Genomic DNA, 21,276 nt, shown 5'->3' with positions numbered 1-21,276 from the left:
ACGAAATGTCAAAAAACGAAAGTCGGGAGGACAAAAACGCTTAGCGTGCCGCTTCGTAGATACGGCGGCTGACGTCCAGCGTAATGTCACCGTGCTCGCCCAGTTGGGTCATGCCGTGCGCGTCGAGTTTCTCCAGCAGAGCAGGGATAGAACTGCCATCCAGGCCGTAGCCAGACAGGCGCGTTGGTACGCCCAGGCTTTCGAAGAAGTTGCGTGTCGCTTCGATGGCCGCGTCAATACGCGCATCGTCAGAACCCTCGGTGATGTTCCACACGCGCTCTGCGTACTGCAGCAGTTTGGCGCGTTTGGTATCCCGTTTTTCGTTCCACAGCGCAGGCAGAACCACCGCCAGCGTCTGAGCGTGATCGAGACCGTGCATCGCCGTCAGTTCGTGACCCAGCATGTGGGTCGCCCAGTCCTGCGGCACACCTGCGCCGATCAGACCGTTCAGCGCCTGCGTTGCCGCCCACATGACGTTGGCACGAACGTCATAGTTTTCCGGCTCTTTCAGCGCTTTCGGACCTTCTTCAACCAGCGTCAGCAGAATGCCTTCCGCGAAACGATCCTGAATTTTGGCATTCACCGGGTAGGTCACGTACTGCTCAACGGTGTGAACAAAGGCATCAACCACACCGTTCGCTACCTGACGTGCAGGCAGGGTATAGGTGTAAACCGGGTCGAGGATAGCGAAGACAGGCTGCACGTGCTCGTTCATAAAGGCCTGTTTGTCACCGGTGGTTTTACGGGAGATCACTGCGCCTTTGTTGGATTCGGAACCGGTGGCTGGCAGGGTCAGCACGGAGCCCATCGGGATTGCGCTTTTAATGTCGCTGCCGCGGGTTTCCAGGATGTGCCACGGGTCAACGCCGTCAGCGTAGTGCGCTGCCGCCGCGATGAACTTCGTGCCATCCAGAACGGAACCGCCACCGACCGCCAGCAGGAAAGTAATGTTTTCTTCACGGGCGATTTTTACCGCATTCATCAGCGTTTCGTAAGACGGGTTTGGCTCGATGCCGCCGAACTCACGCACGTCCAGACCGTCCAGGGCGCTGTAAACCTGATCCAGCACGCCGGTTTTTTTCACGCTGCCGCCACCGTAGGTGATCAGGACACGCGCATCAGCGGGGATCTGCGCACGCAGGTCAGCGATTGCGTCTTTGCCAAACAGAATGCGGGTTGGGGTATGGAGATTAAAATTGTTCATTGCTCGTTCCCTTTAGTGGGTGAAAAACCGTGGCGGCACTGATGCCTGCCTGATGCTGCACATTGTGGCGGTCCGGGGCTATGCTCTCAATGCACATTCCTGCCAATGTCTTGCCCATTTCTACAGAGCGCTGGAGAAACGTCGGGAAAGTGCGCAAACTGTGAAAGTCGGAAAACGTACCCGGAGTAACGAAAAATGAACCGTGAAGCGATCTGCCATCAGCTTACCGCGCAGATTAAGAGATTGATAGATAATGAAAATAGTGTCAGCGATCAGTTGCCTGATATTCGCCTGCTCTATGGCACGCAGCCCGGGACGCGCACGCCAGTGATGTACCAGCCGGGCATCGTTTTTCTCTTTTCGGGCCATAAAATTGGTTATATCAATGACCGCGTGTTCCGCTACGACACCAATGAATATCTGCTTCTGACAGTACCTTTACCCTTTGAATGTGAAACTTTCGCGACAGAGGAGGTCCCGCTGGCGGGTATTCGCGTTAATGTCGATATCCTTCAGCTGCAGGAACTGCTGATGGAGATAGGCGAAGATGAACTCTTCCAGCCGTCGATGGCTTCAAGCGGGATTAACTCGGCCACGCTGTCTGAAGAGATCCTGTGCGCCATCGAGCGTCTGCTGGACGTCATGGAGCGGCCGCTGGACGCGCGTATCCTGGGCAAGCAGATCATTCGCGAAATTCTCTATCATGTGCTGCTGGGCCCTGGCGGGGGAGCGTTGCTGGCGCTGGTGAGCCGACAGACCCACTTCAGTCTGATAAGCCGCGTGCTCAAGCGTATTGAGAGCCAGTACACGGAAAACCTCAGCGTCGATCAGCTCGCCGCGGAAGCGAACATGAGTGTCTCGGCGTTTCACCATAACTTTAAATCGGTGACCAGCACCTCGCCGCTGCAATACCTCAAGACCTACCGGCTGCATAAGGCGCGGATGCTGATGATCCACGACGGCATGAAGGCCAGCGCGGCGGCAATGCGGGTGGGCTATGAGAGTGCGTCGCAGTTTAGTCGGGAGTTTAAGCGCTATTTCGGCGTCACGCCGGGAGAAGATGCGTCGCGTATACGAACGATGCAGGGCGCCTGACGAGAAACGTAGGCCGGGTAAGGCGTAGCCGCCACCCGGCTTTTGTTTATGCGCTGCAGTACTTTTTCTTAATCACCACCGCAATGGTTCCCACCAGGCCTGCAACCAGCAGGACCATTGGCAGAACCATCAGGAAAGTCATCACCTGATCTTCATGGTGTTTCACAAAGGGGATCATATTCAGCGCGTAGCCTAACGTGGTCACGACCCCCACCCACAGCAGGCCGCTCAGCCAGTTGAAGAACTGAAAACGGCGGTTCGACAGGCCGGAAATACCCGCCATGGTGGGCAGCAGGGTGCGAATAAAAGCCAGAAAACGTCCGGCCAGCAGCGCCAGCAGGCCGTGTCGGTCAAACATACAGGTCGCCCGCTGATGGTATTTATGCGGTAACTGCGCCAGCCAGCCTTTCACGACGCGCGTGTTCCCCAGCCAGCGGCCCTGCAGATAGCTCAGCCAGCAGCCCAGGCTCGCGGCAGAGGTGAGGATAACCATCGTTGGCGTAAAGTCCATAACGCCTTTACCGATCAATGCCCCGGCAAGCAAAAGCAAACTGTCACCGGGTAAAAACGAGGCTGGCAGTAATCCATTTTCCAGAAACAGCGTTGCGAACATCACGAAATAGACGACGCCTATAACGTGCGGATCCGCCAGTGCGGCAAAATCATGTTGCCAGAGCGCCGCAATAATATCTTGAATAACAGCCATGGACTTTCCTGTGGAACAGCAGAGATAACGCTATTGTACTCCCAATTATACCTGCCGGGATTGATCGCAGGCGCAACTCATGCAGACTTTTCTGCTTGCAGTGTTAAGAAAAGCGTCCGGGGAGTACATTTTCAGCGAGCACTCTACACGATACGTTCAAACCCTGCTGATAAATCCGCAATTAAATCGTCCACATTTTCTAAACCGATGTGCAGGCGAATCAGGGTGCCGCTGAAGTCCACTTCGCCGCCAGGGCGCAGAGCCGCGATTTGCTCCGGCTGATTAGGCAGGATCAGGGACTCAAAACCGCCCCAGGAGTAGGCCATGCTGAAGAGGGTAAAGTGATCCAGATAGTTTGCCAGTTCGTCATTATCTAGCCGTTTTTTAAGCACAAACGAGAACAACCCGCTGCTGCCCGTAAAGTCACGTTGCCAGAATTCATGGCCTTTACTGCCCGCAAGCGCAGGATGATTAACGCGCTCAACCTGTGGATGCTGAGCCAGCCACTCTGCCACTTTCAGGCTGCTTTCATGGTGTTGACGCAGGCGAACCCCCAGCGTGCGGATACCGCGGCTGGTCATGTAGGCCGTATCTGCATCGACCATCTGGCCCATCAGGTAGGCATTTTCACGCAGCTGATCCCAGCAGCGCGCGTTAGACACTGCTGTACCAATCATCCCGTCTGAATGGCCAATCAGGTATTTCGTCGCCGCCTGAATCGAGATATCAATGTCGAATTCCAGCGCTTTAAACAGCACGCCCGCCGCCCAGGTGTTGTCGATCATGATGATCGCCTCCGGCGCTTTGCTGCGCACGGCCTTCACGATAGCCGGTACGTCGTGCACTTCCATGGTGATTGAACCGGGAGACTCCAGAAACACGATGCGCGTGTTTGGCTGAATAAGTTCGGCAATGCCTGCGCCAATCAGCGGATCGAACCACCCGGTAGTGACGCCGAGTTTACTGAGTATTTTGGTGCAGAAGTCCTGGCTGGGTTCATAGGCGGTGTTGGGCATCAGGATATGGTCGCCCTGTTCCACAAACGCCAGAATGGTATTGGCGACCGCAGCCGCACCGCACGGGAACAGCGCGCAGCCCGCACCGCCTTCCAGCTCGCACATCGCTTCCTGCAGAGAAAAATGGGTTAGCGTGCCGCGACGGCCATAAAACAGCCCGCCTTTTGCGCGGTTACGCGTGGCGATTTTTTTCTCCTCAACGGTGTCAAACACCAGGGAGGAGGCGCGTTGAATCACGCTGTTAACCGAACCCTGCGTATATTTTTTGCTGCGTCCGGCCTGTACCAGCGTGGTATCAAGATGCTTCTTAGTCATGTTCGCTAACCCTGTTTTTATACGTCTGGACGTCCAGACTACCACGATTGTGAAAAACTGCACCCGCATGCTTATCGAATAAGCAGAAAATATTAGCAAAAAACCGCATAAGAAATTTTTACTGCGTAAGCGCAAGGAAAGTGAGCGAAAATTACGGCACCATGCAAATACTAATGAGAACTACTATCAATTCGACGACGTTTTGATATTATTACGTTCAGATTTTGTGATTTGCGTCCTGGAGATACAGAGTGGGTAATAATTTGATGCAGACGGATCTCTCCGTTTGGGGCATGTATCAACATGCTGACATCGTGGTTAAGATTGTGATGATCGGCCTGATTCTGGCGTCCGTTGTCACCTGGGCTATCTTCTTCAGCAAAAGCGCCGAGCTGCTTTCGCAGAAGCGTCGCCTCAAGCGGGAACAGCAGCAGCTGGCAGAAGCCCGCTCTCTGGATCAGGCGTCTGATATGACCTCATCCTTCCACGCAAAAAGCCTGACCACCCTGTTAGTGAACGAAGCGCAGAACGAGCTGGAACTCTCCGCTGGCAGTGAAGATAACGAAGGCATTAAAGAGCGTACCGGTTTCCGTCTGGAGCGTCGCGTTGCGGCCGTTGGCCGACACATGGGACGTGGTAATGGTTATCTGGCTACCATCGGCGCAATTTCGCCGTTCGTCGGTCTTTTCGGTACGGTCTGGGGCATCATGAACAGCTTTATCGGTATCGCTCAGACTCAAACCACCAACCTGGCGGTTGTTGCGCCCGGTATCGCAGAAGCGCTGCTGGCGACGGCGATTGGTCTGGTCGCGGCGATTCCGGCAGTCGTTATCTATAACATTTTCGCGCGTATGATTGGCAGCTACAAAGCCACGCTCGGTGACGTTGCCGCTCAGGTTCTGCTGCTACAAAGCCGCGATCTCGACCTGAATGCCAGCGCCGTGAAACCGGTGCATGCGGCGTCTAAACTGCGCGTAGGTTGATATTATGGCGATGCGTCTAAACGAAAATCTGGACGATAACGGTGAAATGCATGAGATCAACGTGACGCCGTTTATTGACGTCATGCTGGTTCTGCTGATTATCTTTATGGTCGCTGCGCCGCTGGCGACGGTGGACGTGAAGGTGAATCTGCCGGCCTCGTCCAGCCAGCCGCAGCCGCGTCCGGAAAAGCCCATCTATCTTTCTGTGAAAGCGGATAAATCGATGTTCCTGGGTAACGACCCGGTAACGGATGCTTCGGTTATTCCGGCGCTGGATCAGCTAACCGGCGGCAAGAAAGACACCACCGTCTTCTTCCGTGCGGACAAAACCGTCGACTACGAAACCATGATGAAGGTGATGGACACGCTGCATCAGGCGGGTTATCTGAAGATTGGGCTGGTCGGCGAAGAGAAAGCGGCCAAAAAATAGTAAAGAAGCTGGCGAAAGCCGGCTTTTTTTATGTCTGTCGGTTTATGCGTTTTTATTATCCGTCTGCGCGGCAGAGGAGGTTGCCAGCGTGTCTTCGTCGAGCGCAACGCAGGTGACGTTTGAGGTACGGTACTCACCGGCTGACAGCTTGCGCGTCAGGCGCAGGGTGGCGACTTCTCTGGCAAGCAGATACTGATAGTTGGCCTCTAGCCGGCCCAGCAGCTTCTCTTTCAGCTCGGGTTGCTGCTCGATGAGGCTATTTATCACCGCACCGTAAATCTCTTCTTTGACCTGTAGCGGGTAAATCTCGCGGCGATTCTGCCATTTCAGCCGCACCAGCGTCGCCGGAATCGATACCAGGTCTTGCGTAATACGCGTCATCTCGATATTTTTTGTGTTTCTCAGGGCGTCGAGATTTTGCTTTAAGATAAATTCATCACTTTTTTTATCATCTAAAGTCAAATAAACGTCGTTGTCTTTAACTTCTTTCACGTTAATCTTCCCCAAGGGTATAAAAAATAGGGTTGTTTTTTTCACGCGTAATTAGATTAAGCCAAATTTCATTGCCCGCTTCATTTATTTCTTTTGTTTTTTCAGCCATTATTTGACTTAGTTTCTGGGCATCTATTTCGCCTTCAGCCTGGAGGTCATTCAGCAGGTGGACGAAGGCCTCAATTTTTATAGCGCGAAATAAGCGGTCTTTTATATGGCGATCGTGCTCCTCCAGCAACATATTACGGGATTTGCCAGTGCGGGAAACACCAATTAATATATCAGGCTCGAAATCGGAGAGCTTTCTTTTCCCCTGAGTGAAACTGGCCTTTTTTTCTTCTTCCGTCGGTTGCTGTTCCACAGGCGTAATGTGGTACTTAGCCGGGACGAGATAGTCGGGCAGCATTTTTTAATTTCCTTTATTTTCAACAGGGTGGGGTTGGTAAAGGCGTGAGATTCGTTGACAATATCATGAGGCAATTTTAAAATCAAAAAAAATGGAGCCAACCCATGAACAGCATCTTTTTTACGGTCATCACATTACTATTACTGACCGCTGGTGTGCTTTTATTGATGCAGGAGTTCAATAAAACGAAAGTGTCGAAAGACACCAGTGAACCTCCACAGCCTGAACTGATGACAAAAGAGGAAGGTGAAGACCATTTCTCTGTTTTGATGAACTCTGTTACGCCTGTCTGGTACTGGCGGGTGAATCACGAATATATCGACTTTTTACACGCGACAATTAAGCGTATGAAAATGTCCGAAATTAATGACACGCCCGGTCTGTTTGAGGCGCAGCGTCGTTGCAGCGACCTGAATTCAGCGGTTTATAAATATTACGACAATATCAAAAAGCGCTGTCTTAACGGAGAGAAGGTCTCGTATTCAGACCTGGACGTATTAAACCTTCGCCAGTGTTTTCGTGAGTTCAGTCTGGAAGCCTACCCCGAACTTGTGGTGCTGGTCTGGCCGGAGTATGCGCGTCCGGAGGTTAATCCAGACAACGTCTAAGTCATGAACAGTTGAGTTCTTGCAAATAGCCAGCGCCGTTGAGATATACTGGGCGCTGGTTTCTTTTGCAAACAGGACTTTATGGAACGCTTCTTTGAAAATGCCATGTACGCCTCCCGCTGGATACTGGCTCCCGTCTATTTTGGCCTTTCGCTGGCACTTATCGCGCTGACGATTAAGTTTTTTCAGGAAATCCTGCATGTTCTGCCGAACATTTTTTCCATTGCCGAAGCGGACCTGATTCTGGTTCTGCTGTCGCTGGTGGATATGACCCTGGTGGGGGGATTGCTGGTGATGGTGATGTTTTCCGGCTACGAGAATTTTGTCTCCCAGCTTGATATCGACGAGCGCAAGGAGAAGCTCAACTGGCTGGGCAAAATGGATGCCTCGTCGCTGAAGAATAAAGTGGCAGCGTCGATTGTGGCGATCTCCTCTATCCACCTGTTGCGCGTGTTTATGGACGCGAAGAATGTCCCGGATAATAAACTGATGTGGTACGTGATTATCCACCTGACGTTTGTGCTGTCGGCGTTTGTGATGGGGTATCTGGATAAGATCAGTAAGAAGTAAAGTGCATATCCCTCTCCCCAGAGGGGAGAGGGCATCAATCTGCACTATTTATCCGACGACGCCTGCCACAGATTCAACTCCCCATCCGCAACATGCTGGTCAATCCGCGTGAGCTCGTCCTCTGTAAAGCGCAGGTTATCCAGCGCCCGCACGTTCTCCTCAAGCTGTTCCGGACGGCTGGCACCAATCAGCACTGACGTCACGCGCGCATCTTTCAGTAACCAGCTCAACGCCATTTGCGCCATGGTCTGGCCACGCGCCTGTGCCATATCATTGAGCAGACGAAGACTGCTCAGGTTGGCGTCGGTCAGCATCTTCTCTGTCAGCCCGCGCACCTTATGCCCTTCTCGCTGCATGCGTGAACCTTCCGGAATGCCGTTCAGGTATTTCCCGGTCAGCAGACCCTGCGCCAGCGGGGTAAAGGCAATACACCCCGTACCGTTTGCTTCCAGCGCATCCAGCAATCCGGTCTTATCGACCCAGCGGTTAAGCAGGTTATAGGACGGCTGGTGGATGAGCAGTGGGATCTTCCACTCGCGCAGTAACCCGGCCATTTTTTGAGTGCGCTCCGTTGAGTAGGACGAGATCCCGACGTACAGCGCTTTGCCGCTCTGCACGGCGTGGGCCAGCGCTGAGGCCGTCTCTTCCATCGGCGTATTTTCATCCACGCGGTGGGAGTAGAAAATATCAACGTACTCGACCCCCATGCGTTTCAGGCTTTGATCGAGGCTGGCGAGCAGGTATTTGCGTGAACCGCCTGAACCGTACGGCCCCGGCCACATGTCGTAACCGGCTTTAGTGGAGATGATGAGCTCGTCGCGGTACGCGGCAAAGTCCTCTCGCAGCAGGCGGCCAAAGTTCTCCTCTGCGCTCCCTGCCGGTGGGCCGTAGTTGTTGGCAAGATCGAAATGGGTAATGCCGAGATCGAAGGCTTTACGTAGCAGTGCGCGCTGGGCATCGAGAGGCTGGACGTGGCCAAAGCTATGCCACAGACCCAGCGACAGCGCTGGCAGGCGCAGGCCGCTCTTTCCACAATAGCGGTACTGCATGTTCTCGTAGCGGTCAGGGGAAGGGTGCCAGGACATGATGTCTCCTTTCTTATTTAATGAATTTTCGAAACAGCGTTTTTATTCTGCGTTTATCAAATCATAAATTGTTCACAGAAGCGATGACAGGGTTTAACCCCTTCATATTGAAAGGTAATAATTAACCCTGGCTGTGTGACCTGTGAAGCCGCGCTAATTAAAAATAATCACAAAAGGTTATAATTTCCGCGCTGCCTGCCGATAAAGAGAGGAGTACTCGCCTCTGGGCGAATTCACCCTCACGGCAAGGAAATCTTATGAATATGCTACGTAATTTCACGATCCGCTTCGTCATGCTGACGATTCTCGGGATCTTTTGTTTAATGTGGGCGGGCGTTGGGCTGTACAGCACCTGGTCTTTGTCACGCGTTTCAGAGGGCAATGAAGTTGATCGCCATCTGGTGAAACAGATGACGGTACTGAGCCAGGGCAACGATCAGTATTTCCGCTTCGTGACCCGCCTGAGCCGCGCAATGGAAGTCAAAGCCGCTGGCGGCACGCCCGATTTGTCCTCCGCCCAACAGGCGCTGGATAACATGGGCAAGAAACTGGCCGAGATGAAAGCGATGTCACCCGGCCCGATGGATGAGGCGATCGCATCCCGGGTGATCGGCTCCTGGCAGGCGCTGCTCGACCAGGGCGTGACGCCGCAAATGGCGCAGGCGAAGCAGGGGGCTCTGGAAGGCTACCGCCAGCAGGCCAACAACGTCACGCCACCGTTGAGCCGTGCGTTCGGTGCGGCTGCCGAGGCGTTCAACACTGCCGCTGCGAACACGCTCGACAGTACCCGCGTGGTGGTGGACGGCCTGACCAGTATGACCCGCACGGTGATTATCGTCGCCACGATTATCGGTCTGCTGATTCTGCTTTTTACCGACCGTTACCTGGTGGCGATGCTGGTAAAACCGCTGGAGCGTATCCGCCAGCAGTTCCGCCAGATTGCCCAGGGCGATCTCAGCCAGCCCATTGCGCCGTTCGGCCGCAACTGTGTGGGACAACTGGTTCCCCTGCTGAGTGCCATGCAGGACAGCCTGCGTGAAGCCGTCAGTACGATTCGCTCGGGCAGTGAAAATATCTGGCGCGGGGCGACGGAAATCTCCAGCGGCAATAACGATCTCTCTTCGCGTACCGAAGAGCAGGCTGCCGCACTGGAAGAGACGGCGGCCAGCATGGAACAGCTGACCGCCACCGTGAAACTGAACGCGGAAAGCGCGCGTCAGGCCAGCCAGCTTGCCGATGTGGCTTCAACGACTGCCAGCCGCGGCGGTTCGCTGGTGGAAGAGGTGGTTACCACCATGAGCGGTATTTCCGAAAGCTCGAAGAAAATTGCTGAAATCACCAACGTCATCAACAGTATTGCCTTCCAGACCAATATCCTGGCGCTCAACGCAGCCGTTGAAGCGGCACGCGCAGGCGAGCAGGGCCGCGGTTTCGCCGTCGTCGCGGGGGAAGTCCGTAATCTGGCAAGCCGCAGCGCCAACGCGGCCAAGGAAATTGAGGGGCTGATTGCTGATTCGGTTAATCGCGTAGAACAGGGGGCACAGCTGGTGGGCGACACGGGCACGACCATGGATGCCATCTTACGCGACGTGACGGAAGTGACGACCATTATGAAGCAAATCGCTTCCGCTTCTGAAGAGCAAAGCAAGGGCATTTCGCAGGTCGGGATTGCCATTACGCAGATGGACGGCGTCACCCAGCAAAACGCCTCGCTGGTGGAAGAGGTTTCCGCGGCAGCCGCCGCGCTGGAACGTCAGACCGAAGAGCTTCAGCGTTCGGTGCAGAAGTTCCGCCTGACGGCATAACACAACGTTACAAGGCCGCCTGATGCGGCCTTGTATTATCGTTTAACCCTGCTGTTGCAATTCGAGAAATCGGATATCCCGTTGCAGATGCCACTTCTGCGATACGCTTAAATGAGGGGTTACCGTTTGGTGAGAGTGATTTATAAAGTGATTCGCGAGAAATGCCAGCACGTTTTGCAATAACAGTCATCCCGCCAGAGGCTTCGATCACATGCCGTAAGGCGAGCATGAACGCCTCATAGCCTCCTGGCTCGTCAATTTCAATGAAAGCCTGGTGAAGATAGACGGGCGCGAAATCCGGAGAATCTTTCAGGAGTTGTACCATTGCGTCATCATGAAGTACTGATTTAGCCATTGCGATTTCCTCTTATATTCTGCGCTTGTAGTCGTTGAGGTACTCAACGGCCCTTTCAATGTCTGCATTTTGCTTTTTTTTCGTTCCAGTCAATAGCACCAGACATACTGCGCCATCTGCCGGATCGGAGACTTCACTAAAATAGACACGATAACCGGGTCCCCGGTGAATTCTGAGCTCTGAAACACTCTCTCTGCATGGTTTGCAATCGCCAAAGTTACCCGTCGACATTCTGGCGACACGCGTGGCAATCATGGCTTTTGCTATGGGATCTTTCAAACTTCGCAGATATGCATCAAAAGGATCATATCCATCAGCTGTAATGTAGTGTTTAACGTTAGCCATTATTGTAGCCTGTAGTTTACGATAAGCAAAGCATTGTAATCTTCAGGCTACGACAGGCAATTGTTTGCATCGTAATAACTGAGTGGGAAGATAATTTTCAGAAAGCGGATCGCAAAAACGAGAGATTTGGCAGGGGGGGGATTATTGAACAACGCTGTGGCCGGGCAAACGCAGCGCTGCCCGGCAATACTTATCAGTGGGTCGCTTCGCCAATCAGTGCACCCGTGCCCGCACCCACGGCCGCTCCTTTCAGCACACTCTTGCCCGTCACGGCAGCCGCTCCTGCGCCAACGACGGCACCCACGGCACCCCCCTTACGTGCGTCTTTACCTTTTTCGCCGTTTTTGAACATGGCACCTGTACCTGCGCCAACAACGGCACCGCCGACGGTGGATTTCAGATCTTTGCCTGTGGCCGCGCCAATGGCGGCGCCCGCTACCGCGCCAGCGGCGGTTTTGTCGATGGCCATTCCCGAGGTGGAAAAAAGGAGAGCGCTGATGACCAGCGTTGTTTTAATAAGTTTCATAACAGATCCTTTGTGACTGCTGTCGATTGATACGTCGTTTCTCACATCTGCGCGAGAAAAACGGCCAGATAGTGCCAGCAATTGCGGCTCAACCTTTAGGCTAATCATGCCCCTGGCAAGGATCTCATCTGCCGGGCGGTGGCCCGCCCGGCAAAGCATTACGCCTGACGCTTGTCTTCCGTGTTGGTATCGAAGTCGCTCGCTGCGTGACGTTCGTGCAGTTGCTCGTTCAGCTCGCCGCTGGTGCGGTTAACGATGCGTCCACGCTTCACGGCATGGCGGTTCGCCACGTCTTTCGCCCAACGCTGGACGTTGGTGTACTTTTCGGCATCCAGGAACTCGGCGGCGTTATAGACGCTACCCAGGGCCACGCAGCCAAACCATGGCCAGATCGCCATATCCGCGATGGTGTACTCCTCGCCCGCCACGTAACGGCCGCGCGCCAGCTGTTTATCCAGCACGTCGAACAGGCGTTTGGCTTCCATGGTAAAGCGATCGATCGCGTACTCAATTTTCACTGGCGCGTAGTTGTAGAAGTGACCAAAACCGCCGCCCAGGAATGGCGCCGCGCCCTGCAGCCAGAACAACCAGTTCAGCGTTTCGGTGCGTCCCGCCGGATCTTTCGGCAGGAAGTGACCAAACTTCTCTGCCAGATAGAGCAGGATATTGCCGGATTCAAAGACGCGCGTTGGTGGGGTCGTGGAGTGATCCCGCAGCGCCGGTATTTTCGAGTTCGGGTTCACTTCAACGAACCCGCTGGAGAACTGATCGCCCTCGCCGATGCGGATCAACCAGGCGTCATACTCCGCGCCCGTCACGCCCAGCGCCAGCAGCTCTTCAAGCATGATGGTCACTTTCTGGCCGTTAGGTGTTCCCAGCGAATAAAGTTGCAGCGGATGGGAGCCCACGGGGAGATCTTTCTCATGCGTCGCGCCCGAAATCGGGCGGTTAATATTGGCGAACGCGCCGCCGCCGTTCTTTTTCCATTCCCACACTTTCGGTGGCTGATAGGTGTTTTCGTCTGACATGTTGGCCTGCCTCTTTGGTGTTGTGTTGAGGCAGTTTAGCAGGTGGCAGGGGAACCGTTTAACGATGCGAGCGTAATGGACAGGGCAGGTGTATGATAATTCCACCTCTGTCAGGTTAATTACAACGTGCAGACGACGACAACCCTTCAAAAAATTGCCGCCTGCCTGTTTTAGGTTGGATACATGCGTAAAGGAAAGTTAAGCAGTGATGCGCCATTCGGGACGTTGTTAGGCTATGCGCCGGGTGGTGTGGCGATTTACTCCTCAAATTACGGCAGTCTGGACCCGCGAAAATACCCGGAAGATGCGGATTTTCGCAGTTATATCGGCAACGAATACATGGGCCACAAATGGCAGTGTGTTGAGTTTGCCCGCCGTTTCCTGTTCCTCAACTATGGTTTCGTGTTTACCGACGTCGGCATGGCGTGGGAGATCTTCTCCCTGCGCTTTTTGCGTCAGGTAGTGAACGATAACATTCTGCCCCTTCAGGCGTTTGCCAATGGCTCGAAGCGTGCGCCGCGCGCCGGGGCGCTGCTGATCTGGCAAAAGGGCGGAGAGTTTCATGAGACCGGCCACGTGGCGGTAATCACCCAGCTTCTGGACGACAAGGTGCGCATTGCAGAGCAGAACGTCCTGCACTCCCCGCTGCCGCTCGGGCAGCAGTGGACGCGCGAGCTGCGGCTGAGCGTGGAGAACGGATGTTACACAATCCATGACACCTTCAGCGACACGGAAATTCTCGGCTGGATGATCCAGACCGACGACACGGAACACAGCATTCCCCAGCCGGAAATCGACGGCGAACTGCTGAAAATTCGCGGTGCGCGGCTGAAAAACAAACGTCAGTTCGACGGAAAATGGCTCAACGAAAATGACGCGCTGCAGCAGGCGTATATCCGCGCGAACGGTCATGTGATCAATAAAGATCCCTGCCAGTACTTCACCATCACCGAAAGCGCCGAGCAGGAGCTGATCAAGGCCACCAACGAACTGCACCTGATGTACCTGCACGCGACGGACAAGGTGCTGAAAGACGACAATTTGCTGGCGCTTTTCGACATTCCCAAAATCCTCTGGCCGCGCCTGCGCCTCTCCTGGCAGTGGCGTCGTCACCATATGATCACCGGCCGTATGGATTTTTGCATGGATGAGCGCGGGATTAAGGTCTACGAGTACAATGCCGACTCCGCGTCCTGCCATACCGAGGGCGGGTTGATTCTCGAAGAGTGGGTGAAAAACGGTTATCGCGGCCACGGTCATAACCCGGCAGAAGGGTTGCTGGAAGAGCTGACCGGCGCGTGGAAACACAGCCACGCGCGTCCGTTCGTGCACATCATGCAGGACAACGATGTCGAAGAGGATTATCACGCGCTCTTTATTCAGCGTTCACTGTTGCAGGCCGGGTTTGAAACCAAAATTCTGCACGGGCTGGGGGCGCTGAGCTGGGATGCTGCCGGGCAGCTGATTGACGACGAAGGTCGCCACGTCAACTGCGTGTGGAAAACCTGGGCGTGGGAAACGGCGATAGAGCAAATCCGCGAGGTCAGCGAAACCGAATATGCTGCCGTGCCGATTCGGACCGGACATCCCGAGGGTGAAGTGCGCCTGATCGACGTCCTGCTGCGTCCGGAAGTGCTGGTCTTTGAGCCGCTGTGGACGGTGATACCGGGTAACAAAGCCATTCTGCCGGTACTGTGGCAGCTTTTCCCGAACCACCGTTACCTGCTCGACACCGATTTTGAGGTTAACGACCTGCTGAAGCAGACCGGTTATGCCGTCAAGCCGATTGCCGGACGCTGCGGCAGCAATATCGATCTCATTAGTGCCCAGGACGAACTGCTGGATAAATCCAGCGGTAAGTTTATCGATCGCAAAAACATTTACCAGCAGCTGTGGTGCCTGCCAAACGTTGACGGCAAGTACATTCAGGTCTGCACCTTTACCGTCGGCGGGAACTACGGCGGCACCTGTCTGCGCGGAGATGACTCGCTGGTGGTGAAGAAAGAGAGCGATATTGAACCGCTGATTGTGGTGAAGGATAAGTAACTCAGAACCGCTCGAAATAGCTCCCCGCAGACCATTCTGCGGGGACGTTTCTTCACTCTTCTTCCTCGTCCTGTTGACTGATCTTTAGATCAATAATACGGCCAATCCGATCGTGATAGACCGTCAGCAGGTTGTACTGGCTCATCTCGGAGATGATCTGTGGTGAGACATTAAAGCTGCGGGCCAGCTCCTCCTGGTGAAAATAGCCCGGCTGACGACGCCTCACATGCGTGCGGCGGCGGTTGTACTGATACCACAAAATCAGCAGCCATCCGTTAAGCGCGGCGAACAGCAAATAGATCAACACCGTATTAAAGGAGGCAATAATGACGCTCCACCGGTGTTCACTCTCTTCGGTTAACTGCATCCACAGCCTGGCATACAGGAAAAACAGAAATCCTCCCCACGCCACCAGAGTTAACGCGGCATCGAAAAGACGGGGTAACAGCCGATGTTCAGTCAAAATTAAGGTATTTTCGTTCATTGAATGCTTCCTTTTCCCCGGTCCGGACTGATCCAGCGCGCGCGGGCACGCTGACGTTTAAGCATGACTTTCGGAAACGCGACGAGGGTAGTGAACAGGCCAATCATCCAGTACACCATCGGGAACCAAATCACCCAGAAAAGCGAGCTTGCCACCTTCCGCTCGTATCGCCGCTCGATGAACAAACTGACCAGGAACTGCAGCAGACACATGACGCCCAACAGCAGACCGGTGAACGCGGGTGGGAACAGGGTCTCAACGGTCAGCCTGGCGGGAATCGGCGCGACCTGGCTGATAATGAACAGCAGTACCGTCATCGCGTAAGCGAACGCCCACAGCGTGGACAGCGCGTACTCCAGAAACAGGGGCCACATGCGATGATGTTCCCAGCGCACAACCTTGCGAAGGTTGACCAGAAAAACCTCCGCGCCGCCCTGAGCCCAGCGCAGGCGCTGTTTCCACAGGCCTTTGAGCGTCTCCGGCATCAGTATCCAGCACAGCGCCCGCGGCTCGAAAAAGATGTCCCAGTGGCGCAGCTGAAGCTTCCAGCTTATGTCGATGTCTTCCGTGATCATATCTGGGCTCCAGTACCCGACGTCCGCCAGCGCCTGGCGGCGAAAGGCGGCGATGACGCCGGACACGGTAAAGACCCGGCCATAGATCCGCTGCGTGCGTTTGATAAGGCCAATAATGGACGAGAACTCGCCCACCTGAATGCGCCCAATCAGCGAGGATCGCGTGCGAATGCGCGGATTGCCGGTGACCGCGCCGACGTGAGGATACTGAATCAGCGGGGCTACCAGATAAACCGCAGTGTCGCGGTCGAGCAGGGCGTCGCCATCAATGCAGACCAGCAGATCGCCCCGGGCTGCCGCGGCACCCGCTTTTAGCGCGACGGCTTTTCCCTGGTTCTCCGCGAGGTTAATTACCCGCAGGCGCGGCTGCTCCTGCGCCAGCTGCTGCAGCACGTCCGCCGTGTTATCAGAAGAGCCATCGTTAATGGCGATAACCTCTATATTCTTATACCGCTGATCCAGCGCGGCGCTGATGGTCTCTCTGGCGTTCCTTTCCTCATTGAAACAGGGGATCAGAATGGAAATAAGCGGCTCGCCAGCGAGCGAGGGTGGTGGGGTCTCTTTATCCCACGACCAGTGGCGTTCAAGCTGAAACCAGAAATAGAGTCCGCCGGTGACCCAGAGCACGGACATGAACAGCGGCCAGAAGAACACAAAATCCAGAATCAGTTCGCCGGTAAAAAGGGCGGCCACGCCTAAAGGCAACCCGAATACCAGACACAAAATAGAAAAAGCGATGATGCGATCAGTCATTGTCAGGGTACCAGTAGGAAGAAAATTCAGGCCTGATGCGGGAGATATCAGGCTGGTTGTTGATGAAATCGTCGGGGTAGTAGCCGTAGTTTTTGACGCCGTTCAGCTGGAGAACGCGCATCCACTGGACAAGCTGTTTATCGGAAACGGCACGCTGCGTTTTTTGCTCCCAGTCTCTGGCCTGCAGTTCGAAAATGGTTTTATCGAGCGCGCCGGGACGAGCGGCGACCACGTTAACCAGACGCGTCAGCCAGGCGTCGCTTTCGTTCGCCGGAACGGACTCCATCAGCGGCATGGCCATCGGCACCGTCCAGTCATAGGTCGCCAGAAAATCATCAAAATTCTGTGCAAACCAGGCTTCGCTTTCAGGCTCAAGGATCGGTAAGACGAACATATTGCGTGCGGTTTTGATCTGCGGTCCCCGGATGTGCTTCACCGCCTGGCCCAGCGCACGGGTAAAGCCCATCAGCAGACGGCTTTTCTGACGCGTTGTGTCCTGAGCGGCGTCTTGTCCGGCATCGTCAACGTCCGTCAGCACCGCATCGTCATGGAACAAAATCCCATTGAAGGTGCTATAGCGGGCCAGATCTTCATAGATGTCCGTCACCTGCTGGCGAACCTGCGGGTTCCACGGGGAGAGCCGGATATAAGGTTCAGTGGCCTCGTGCAGCTGGCCCGTTTGACGATCCCGACGCTGCACGCGCGGCAGGGAGGGATCGAGATCGAACGAGAGCACCGGCATCCACGCGAAGACTTTCACCCCCGCACGGGTCTGGAGCTGCCAGGAGACAAAATTGAACAGATCGGCGCGGACCGGAAGCCGACGGTTGGGGAAATAGAGCGCTTTGATCCGACCATCGCCCTGCGGGTCGGCAAACGCCTGCAGGAAAACATGGCTGATTTTCATGTCGTAGACTCGCTGGATCAGCCTGTTGATATTTTGGGTTTGCTGGGCCGGATCGGGATCGTAAACGTAGTCGAGGTCGACGTGCATGACGCGAACGGGATCGTGTTCCTGGATCTGGCTGACCGTACTGGCAAAGGTTTTTAGCGAAGGATTACCGGCGATCAGCAGACGGGGAATGTTGCCAGGGTCATTTACGTCCCCCAGACCGTCTTCCAGCGTAAAGGCCAGCTGGTAACCCTGTTGTCTGGCGATGGCGAGCGACGTACCGTTGGCGGCACCGTAAGGCCAGACCCAGGCGCGCGGTGCTTTGCCCGTCACCTGCGTGATTTTCTCGGTCACTTTATGCACGTCGTCGCCGATCCGCTGGCTGAACTGCCGATCGGTTTCATAGCGACCCGTCGCCTTATCGTAAAAGCGATTGGCGATGGCAGGCTCGCGGCTTCCCTGAGGGGTAGCCACGATACCGTAATGGGAGGCCCAGGTATGTGAGCCGATCTCAATCAGCGGAGACTGGCTGAGCTCGCGCACCATGTCCCACGTTGCGAAGCGATCGCGGGGCGTCATCAGACCACCAAAATTGACCTTTTGATTCGCTGGCGTGTCCACCCAACTGCCTACCGGTGCCCAAAGAGCAGGGACGTTCCAGGCCTGAAGCAGTGGCCAGACGCGGGTATAAAAGCTGCTGTAGCCGTCGTCAAAACTGAGCAAAACGGCTTTCGGCGGCAGCGTTTTTTTTCCGTCATGGGCATCCATAATGTCCTGCACGCTGATGGCGTGATAGCCGTTATGCAAAAGCCAGCTTATTTGCTCGTTTAACGCGCTGGTGCGAACGGAGAGGTAGCGCTGGTCGGCGGCATCATCTTCGACGTCGTGGTAGGCCAGCACCAGAAATCGATTCGTTGGCCAGGGCTTGCTCGCCTCCAGCTGGGGTCTCTCTTTGGGGGCAATAAACGGGAGTGCCTGGGCGCAAATGCTCGCGCTGAGGCAGAACCAGCCAATGAGTATCACACTCACGGAAAAACGTATGTTCAGCATATTCATCCTTAAAAGCGTAAAGTCGCATCAAACGTGACGGAGAGATTGCTCTCGCGCTTGCCGTCGTAAGGGCGTTTATCCCAGTTCAGCATCACGCCGGTATCGATGACGTTGTTCCACTGGATGCGTTGTCCGTAGCCCAGCAGGGTGATGGCCCCGGCGGACTGATTTTTCTGCCAGTAGCTGCCGCCGCCTGCCACGAACTGCTGGCTCCAGAGGGTGTCGTAATGGCGATACATCTCATGATCGACGGACAGAGCGGCCGTTACGGACAGATCCCGCGCCGGGTTGTAATAGAGCGTGTCCCGCAGGCTGTTTTTACTGGCGGCGATCCCCGGTTCGAGATCCAGCGTCAGGGACGGGGTTTGCCAGAGACGCTCCTTACCCGTAAGGGTGTATTCCTGACGGCGGTTGTGGTCTGAGAAGCGGCTGACGGCGGCGCTAAACTGATACTCACGTCGCTCGTTTTGATACCAGCGCACGCCGCCTTCCCCCCGGTTGGCGCTAATCCCGTTGCGTAATGCCCGTAAGGGCGTGGTGCGAGCTACGCGTTCAAGGCTGCCGCTGAGCTGCCAGTTATCGGTGAGAAAGTAAGTTGTGGAAAGGCGAGCCCCCGGCTTGTTCGCGCCGTGATAGCGGTTACTGGAAAGCTCGGCTTCGAGCTGGAGGTCACGAGGCCGCCATTCCACGCCGCCCAGGAGGTGGCGGCTGGTGCCTTTGCCTTCATCGAAATTACCCTCTGCATAGCGGGTGCCGGCAAACAGCCGCCAGTTATCCGCAACTGGCGGGCCATAGAGCGTGGCGTCCCAGTTCAGGTCGTGCGTACCGCTGACGGGGTTATCGGAGTGCAAACCCTTGCTCGCATTGAGGCGAAGCTCGGACATATGATGAACCGTTCTGAGCCTGTCCAGACGACGGGCACTGCGATCGACCGGTGCGCGAGCAAGCACGTCGTCGGCCAGTAAATCCATCTCTTGCCACTCCTGTAGATCCATGGCGACGTAAGCCTGCTGCTGCTCAAGCTCCAGATTTGATGGCTCCAGTGCCTCCGCCATTTTCAGCTTCTGCTCGGCCGCACGCGGCAGGCCCCGCGCCTGTAGCAAAGTGGCGTAGTCAATCTGCAATCCCTGGTTGCCCGGCGCCGTTGTCGCCAGACGCTGAGACAGCTTTTCGGCTTCCGGCAGGGCATGGGTCGCCAGCAGATAGTTAAAACGGAGAGACTGCCCGGTGAGCCATCGATCGTTCGGCTGAGGGGTAGGGGAACCGAAATCGTAGCGGGTCCAGGGGACGTTACGGGTCTGGCGCTCTACATACTGGCGGGCGGCCCGATACTGCCCGGTATCCAGCCAGGCGTAGAAAAGTGCGTGCTCTTCGTCCTGCGGATCGGCGGCGTATTGCGGATAGCGTTGCAGAAGCGAGAAGGCGGCATCGGCGTTTTTCTCCTGCAGATACGCGGAGATAACCCAGCCGATTGCCCAGTCCGGCACCGGGTGCTGCGCTGCCGTAAGATCCTGATACTCGCTGATGACCCGCGGATAATCAGCATGGGCGTACAGCGCGCCGAGCCGGTCTATACGCGCAAGGATGACATCTTCCGCCGCCTGCGGCTCGCTTTTCCAGCGAGAAAGCAGAACGTCGTAACGATTCAGCGCAGATTGCGCAAGCTGCAGGCGCTCCTTTTCTGTTCTGCCTGGCACATCGGCAAGGCGAACCCTTTCGGCGGCGGCGTTACGCTCAAGACGGCGACGCTCCGCCGGGGACAGCGGCACCCGCTGTGAAAGTACGAGCGCGGGGGTATTCACGCGGTTATCCGTCAGGGCGTCGACAAGCTCGCTGAGCAGGACATTATTCTCTGGCGCGGTAGCCAGTGCGCGCGTGTCCGCCAGAAGCCGATCCCAGCTTTTTCCCTGGCGTAACCAGACATACGAGAGCGTCTGAAGATGCGCCTGAGTGGGGTTTTGGGTGACCAGCTGCCGGGCTTCCTGCAGCGCGAGTGCATCCATGCGGGCATCGGCCAGGGTTTTGATATAGCCGATACGATAATCATCGTTATTCGGCGCAAGGCTGCACGCCTCTTTCCAGAGCGATAAGGCTGGCTGCCACGCTTTTTGATTTCTCCTGGCCTGGGCAACGGCAGCAACGCCGCGAGCGGGCAGCGGCATATAAATGCCATAACGATGCCAGACCTCAATCACCTCATCATCATGACCTGCCCAGGATGCCACCTGTAACCAGTCTGCGACCTGTTCAGGCGTCAGGGCGTGCTGTTGCTGATAATGCTGCAGATAATCAAGAAACGGCGTGTAATTACCGTTACGCGCCTGTTGAATCTGTTGTTCATAAACGGATTCCGTTGCCTGAACCAGAACAGGAAAGAGTAATAACAGTAACAATAATCCTGGGGTGCGATAAAAGAATAACGTATTGAAGCGAAGCGATCTTTCCATATCTATTTGCCATTTGTTTATCATGAATCCATTGCATAACACGGCTGCCTTTTAACTGTG

The 21,276-nt window shown here is 55.3% G+C and carries 21 protein-coding genes; 7 read left to right on the top strand and 14 right to left on the bottom strand.

Annotated features, from left to right (window positions below):
- Positions 1–40: 40 nt before the first annotated feature.
- Positions 41–1,204 (bottom strand): alcohol dehydrogenase, encoded by a 1,164-nt coding sequence (gene yqhD, locus ACOTY9_RS13165; RefSeq protein WP_023331305.1) that lies wholly within the window; start codon positions 1,202–1,204, stop codon positions 41–43.
- Between the two features lie 195 nt (positions 1,205–1,399).
- Here yqhD and ACOTY9_RS13160 point away from each other — a divergent pair, with 195 nt between their 5' ends.
- The gene (locus ACOTY9_RS13160; RefSeq protein ID WP_014885236.1) at positions 1,400–2,299 is read left to right on the top strand and encodes an AraC family transcriptional regulator; all 900 of its coding nucleotides are present in this window, start codon (positions 1,400–1,402) and stop codon (positions 2,297–2,299) included.
- Positions 2,300–2,345: 46 nt separating this feature from the next.
- Here ACOTY9_RS13160 and yghB read toward each other — a convergent pair whose 3' ends face one another.
- Together yghB and metC are read right to left on the bottom strand one after the other, a co-directional pair.
- A complete protein-coding gene (gene yghB / locus ACOTY9_RS13155) occupies positions 2,346–3,005 on the bottom strand; it encodes a DedA family general envelope maintenance protein YghB (protein WP_023338787.1) in 660 nt (219 codons plus the stop codon).
- Between the two features lie 143 nt (positions 3,006–3,148).
- A complete protein-coding gene (metC, locus tag ACOTY9_RS13150; protein WP_348565921.1) occupies positions 3,149–4,336 on the bottom strand; it encodes a cystathionine beta-lyase in 1,188 nt (395 codons plus the stop codon).
- A gap of 251 nt (positions 4,337–4,587) precedes the next feature.
- On the opposite strand from metC, the gene exbB reads away from it, so the two are divergent.
- Together exbB and exbD are read left to right on the top strand one after the other, a co-directional pair.
- Complete coding sequence (exbB, locus tag ACOTY9_RS13145; protein ID WP_014885233.1) at positions 4,588–5,319, top strand: tol-pal system-associated acyl-CoA thioesterase; 732 nt, start codon at positions 4,588–4,590, stop codon at positions 5,317–5,319.
- Positions 5,320–5,323: 4 nt separating this feature from the next.
- Positions 5,324–5,749 (top strand): TonB system transport protein ExbD, encoded by a 426-nt coding sequence (gene exbD, locus ACOTY9_RS13140; protein ID WP_014885232.1) that lies wholly within the window; start codon positions 5,324–5,326, stop codon positions 5,747–5,749.
- A 42-nt stretch (positions 5,750–5,791) separates the two neighbouring features.
- Here the strand turns inward: exbD and ACOTY9_RS13135 are convergent, their stop codons facing one another.
- Both ACOTY9_RS13135 and ACOTY9_RS13130 read right to left on the bottom strand, forming a co-directional pair.
- A complete protein-coding gene (locus tag ACOTY9_RS13135) occupies positions 5,792–6,241 on the bottom strand; it encodes a hypothetical protein (protein ID WP_014885231.1) in 450 nt (149 codons plus the stop codon).
- Position 6,242: 1 nt separating this feature from the next.
- Positions 6,243–6,647 carry a hypothetical protein gene (locus tag ACOTY9_RS13130; RefSeq protein WP_014885230.1) on the bottom strand — a complete coding sequence of 135 codons (405 nt, stop codon included), beginning with the start codon at positions 6,645–6,647 and terminating at the stop codon, positions 6,243–6,245.
- A gap of 104 nt (positions 6,648–6,751) precedes the next feature.
- On the opposite strand from ACOTY9_RS13130, the gene ACOTY9_RS13125 reads away from it, so the two are divergent.
- Together ACOTY9_RS13125 and ACOTY9_RS13120 are read left to right on the top strand one after the other, a co-directional pair.
- On the top strand, positions 6,752–7,255 hold the full coding sequence (locus tag ACOTY9_RS13125) for an ESA_00282 family adhesion-associated protein (RefSeq protein ID WP_008499806.1): 504 nt from the start codon (positions 6,752–6,754) through the stop codon (positions 7,253–7,255).
- An 81-nt stretch (positions 7,256–7,336) separates the two neighbouring features.
- On the top strand, positions 7,337–7,825 hold the full coding sequence (locus tag ACOTY9_RS13120; RefSeq protein ID WP_014171606.1) for a TIGR00645 family protein: 489 nt from the start codon (positions 7,337–7,339) through the stop codon (positions 7,823–7,825).
- Positions 7,826–7,869: 44 nt separating this feature from the next.
- Here the strand turns inward: ACOTY9_RS13120 and ACOTY9_RS13115 are convergent, their stop codons facing one another.
- A complete protein-coding gene (locus ACOTY9_RS13115) occupies positions 7,870–8,910 on the bottom strand; it encodes an aldo/keto reductase (protein ID WP_014885229.1) in 1,041 nt (346 codons plus the stop codon).
- A gap of 257 nt (positions 8,911–9,167) precedes the next feature.
- On the opposite strand from ACOTY9_RS13115, the gene ACOTY9_RS13110 reads away from it, so the two are divergent.
- Positions 9,168–10,715 carry a methyl-accepting chemotaxis protein gene (locus ACOTY9_RS13110; RefSeq protein ID WP_014885228.1) on the top strand — a complete coding sequence of 516 codons (1,548 nt, stop codon included), beginning with the start codon at positions 9,168–9,170 and terminating at the stop codon, positions 10,713–10,715.
- Positions 10,716–10,722: 7 nt separating this feature from the next.
- Here ACOTY9_RS13110 and ACOTY9_RS13105 read toward each other — a convergent pair whose 3' ends face one another.
- The 4 genes from ACOTY9_RS13105 to yghU all read right to left on the bottom strand — a co-directional run bounded on the left by ACOTY9_RS13105 (position 10,723) and on the right by yghU (position 12,969).
- A complete protein-coding gene (locus ACOTY9_RS13105; protein WP_014885227.1) occupies positions 10,723–11,070 on the bottom strand; it encodes a DNA-binding protein in 348 nt (115 codons plus the stop codon).
- Positions 11,071–11,082: 12 nt separating this feature from the next.
- Positions 11,083–11,415, bottom strand: coding sequence for a type II toxin-antitoxin system RelE/ParE family toxin (locus tag ACOTY9_RS13100; RefSeq protein WP_348565920.1), 333 nt, complete (start codon positions 11,413–11,415; stop codon positions 11,083–11,085).
- Positions 11,416–11,608: 193 nt separating this feature from the next.
- On the bottom strand, positions 11,609–11,941 hold the full coding sequence (locus ACOTY9_RS13095; protein WP_014885225.1) for a YMGG-like glycine zipper-containing protein: 333 nt from the start codon (positions 11,939–11,941) through the stop codon (positions 11,609–11,611).
- A gap of 158 nt (positions 11,942–12,099) precedes the next feature.
- Positions 12,100–12,969 (bottom strand): glutathione-dependent disulfide-bond oxidoreductase, encoded by an 870-nt coding sequence (gene yghU, locus ACOTY9_RS13090; protein ID WP_014885224.1) that lies wholly within the window; start codon positions 12,967–12,969, stop codon positions 12,100–12,102.
- Between the two features lie 183 nt (positions 12,970–13,152).
- Here yghU and gss point away from each other — a divergent pair, with 183 nt between their 5' ends.
- Positions 13,153–15,015 carry a bifunctional glutathionylspermidine amidase/synthase gene (gene gss, locus ACOTY9_RS13085; RefSeq protein WP_023331301.1) on the top strand — a complete coding sequence of 621 codons (1,863 nt, stop codon included), beginning with the start codon at positions 13,153–13,155 and terminating at the stop codon, positions 15,013–15,015.
- A gap of 52 nt (positions 15,016–15,067) precedes the next feature.
- Here gss and pgaD read toward each other — a convergent pair whose 3' ends face one another.
- Genes pgaD through pgaA form a run of 4 tightly spaced genes read right to left on the bottom strand, consistent with a single transcriptional unit; the run spans position 15,068 to position 21,216 of the window.
- Positions 15,068–15,499, bottom strand: coding sequence for a poly-beta-1,6-N-acetyl-D-glucosamine biosynthesis protein PgaD (pgaD, locus tag ACOTY9_RS13080; protein ID WP_014885222.1), 432 nt, complete (start codon positions 15,497–15,499; stop codon positions 15,068–15,070).
- Positions 15,496–16,827 carry a poly-beta-1,6-N-acetyl-D-glucosamine synthase gene (pgaC, locus tag ACOTY9_RS13075; protein ID WP_023331300.1) on the bottom strand — a complete coding sequence of 444 codons (1,332 nt, stop codon included), beginning with the start codon at positions 16,825–16,827 and terminating at the stop codon, positions 15,496–15,498. The genes pgaD and pgaC overlap by 4 nt, the downstream gene beginning before the upstream one ends.
- Positions 16,820–18,769, bottom strand: coding sequence for a poly-beta-1,6-N-acetyl-D-glucosamine N-deacetylase PgaB (gene pgaB / locus ACOTY9_RS13070; RefSeq protein WP_348565919.1), 1,950 nt, complete (start codon positions 18,767–18,769; stop codon positions 16,820–16,822). The genes pgaC and pgaB overlap by 8 nt, the downstream gene beginning before the upstream one ends.
- 8 nt (positions 18,770–18,777) lie before the next feature.
- The gene (gene pgaA, locus ACOTY9_RS13065; protein WP_348565918.1) at positions 18,778–21,216 is read right to left on the bottom strand and encodes a poly-beta-1,6 N-acetyl-D-glucosamine export porin PgaA; all 2,439 of its coding nucleotides are present in this window, start codon (positions 21,214–21,216) and stop codon (positions 18,778–18,780) included.
- Positions 21,217–21,276 lie beyond the last annotated feature (60 nt).

The sequence above is a fragment of the Enterobacter cloacae complex sp. SHL012 genome (assembly GCF_049237505.1).
Classification (GTDB): Bacteria; Pseudomonadota; Gammaproteobacteria; order Enterobacterales; family Enterobacteriaceae; genus Enterobacter; species Enterobacter kobei.
Note: the sequence above shows the minus strand (reverse complement) of the source record. Positions and strands in the feature narration are given on the sequence as shown.

What these genes read in the sequence shown, in the direction of transcription:
- yqhD (WP_023331305.1), bottom strand. Translation starts at nt 1,204, where the DNA reads ATGAACAATTTTAATCTCCATACCCCAACCCGCATTCTGTTTGGCAAA.
- ACOTY9_RS13160 (WP_014885236.1), top strand. Translation starts at nt 1,400, where the DNA reads ATGAACCGTGAAGCGATCTGCCATCAGCTTACCGCGCAGATTAAGAGA.
- yghB (WP_023338787.1), bottom strand. Translation starts at nt 3,005, where the DNA reads ATGGCTGTTATTCAAGATATTATTGCGGCGCTCTGGCAACATGATTTT.
- metC (WP_348565921.1), bottom strand. Translation starts at nt 4,336, where the DNA reads ATGACTAAGAAGCATCTTGATACCACGCTGGTACAGGCCGGACGCAGC.
- exbD (WP_014885232.1), top strand. Translation starts at nt 5,324, where the DNA reads ATGGCGATGCGTCTAAACGAAAATCTGGACGATAACGGTGAAATGCAT.
- ACOTY9_RS13130 (WP_014885230.1), bottom strand. Translation starts at nt 6,647, where the DNA reads ATGCTGCCCGACTATCTCGTCCCGGCTAAGTACCACATTACGCCTGTG.
- ACOTY9_RS13125 (WP_008499806.1), top strand. Translation starts at nt 6,752, where the DNA reads ATGAACAGCATCTTTTTTACGGTCATCACATTACTATTACTGACCGCT.
- ACOTY9_RS13120 (WP_014171606.1), top strand. Translation starts at nt 7,337, where the DNA reads ATGGAACGCTTCTTTGAAAATGCCATGTACGCCTCCCGCTGGATACTG.
- ACOTY9_RS13115 (WP_014885229.1), bottom strand. Translation starts at nt 8,910, where the DNA reads ATGTCCTGGCACCCTTCCCCTGACCGCTACGAGAACATGCAGTACCGC.
- ACOTY9_RS13110 (WP_014885228.1), top strand. Translation starts at nt 9,168, where the DNA reads ATGAATATGCTACGTAATTTCACGATCCGCTTCGTCATGCTGACGATT.
- ACOTY9_RS13105 (WP_014885227.1), bottom strand. Translation starts at nt 11,070, where the DNA reads ATGGCTAAATCAGTACTTCATGATGACGCAATGGTACAACTCCTGAAA.
- ACOTY9_RS13100 (WP_348565920.1), bottom strand. Translation starts at nt 11,415, where the DNA reads ATGGCTAACGTTAAACACTACATTACAGCTGATGGATATGATCCTTTT.
- ACOTY9_RS13095 (WP_014885225.1), bottom strand. Translation starts at nt 11,941, where the DNA reads ATGAAACTTATTAAAACAACGCTGGTCATCAGCGCTCTCCTTTTTTCC.
- yghU (WP_014885224.1), bottom strand. Translation starts at nt 12,969, where the DNA reads ATGTCAGACGAAAACACCTATCAGCCACCGAAAGTGTGGGAATGGAAA.
- gss (WP_023331301.1), top strand. Translation starts at nt 13,153, where the DNA reads ATGCGTAAAGGAAAGTTAAGCAGTGATGCGCCATTCGGGACGTTGTTA.
- pgaD (WP_014885222.1), bottom strand. Translation starts at nt 15,499, where the DNA reads ATGAACGAAAATACCTTAATTTTGACTGAACATCGGCTGTTACCCCGT.
- pgaC (WP_023331300.1), bottom strand. Translation starts at nt 16,827, where the DNA reads ATGACTGATCGCATCATCGCTTTTTCTATTTTGTGTCTGGTATTCGGG.
- pgaB (WP_348565919.1), bottom strand. Translation starts at nt 18,769, where the DNA reads ATGCTGAACATACGTTTTTCCGTGAGTGTGATACTCATTGGCTGGTTC.
- pgaA (WP_348565918.1), bottom strand. Translation starts at nt 21,216, where the DNA reads ATGGAAAGATCGCTTCGCTTCAATACGTTATTCTTTTATCGCACCCCA.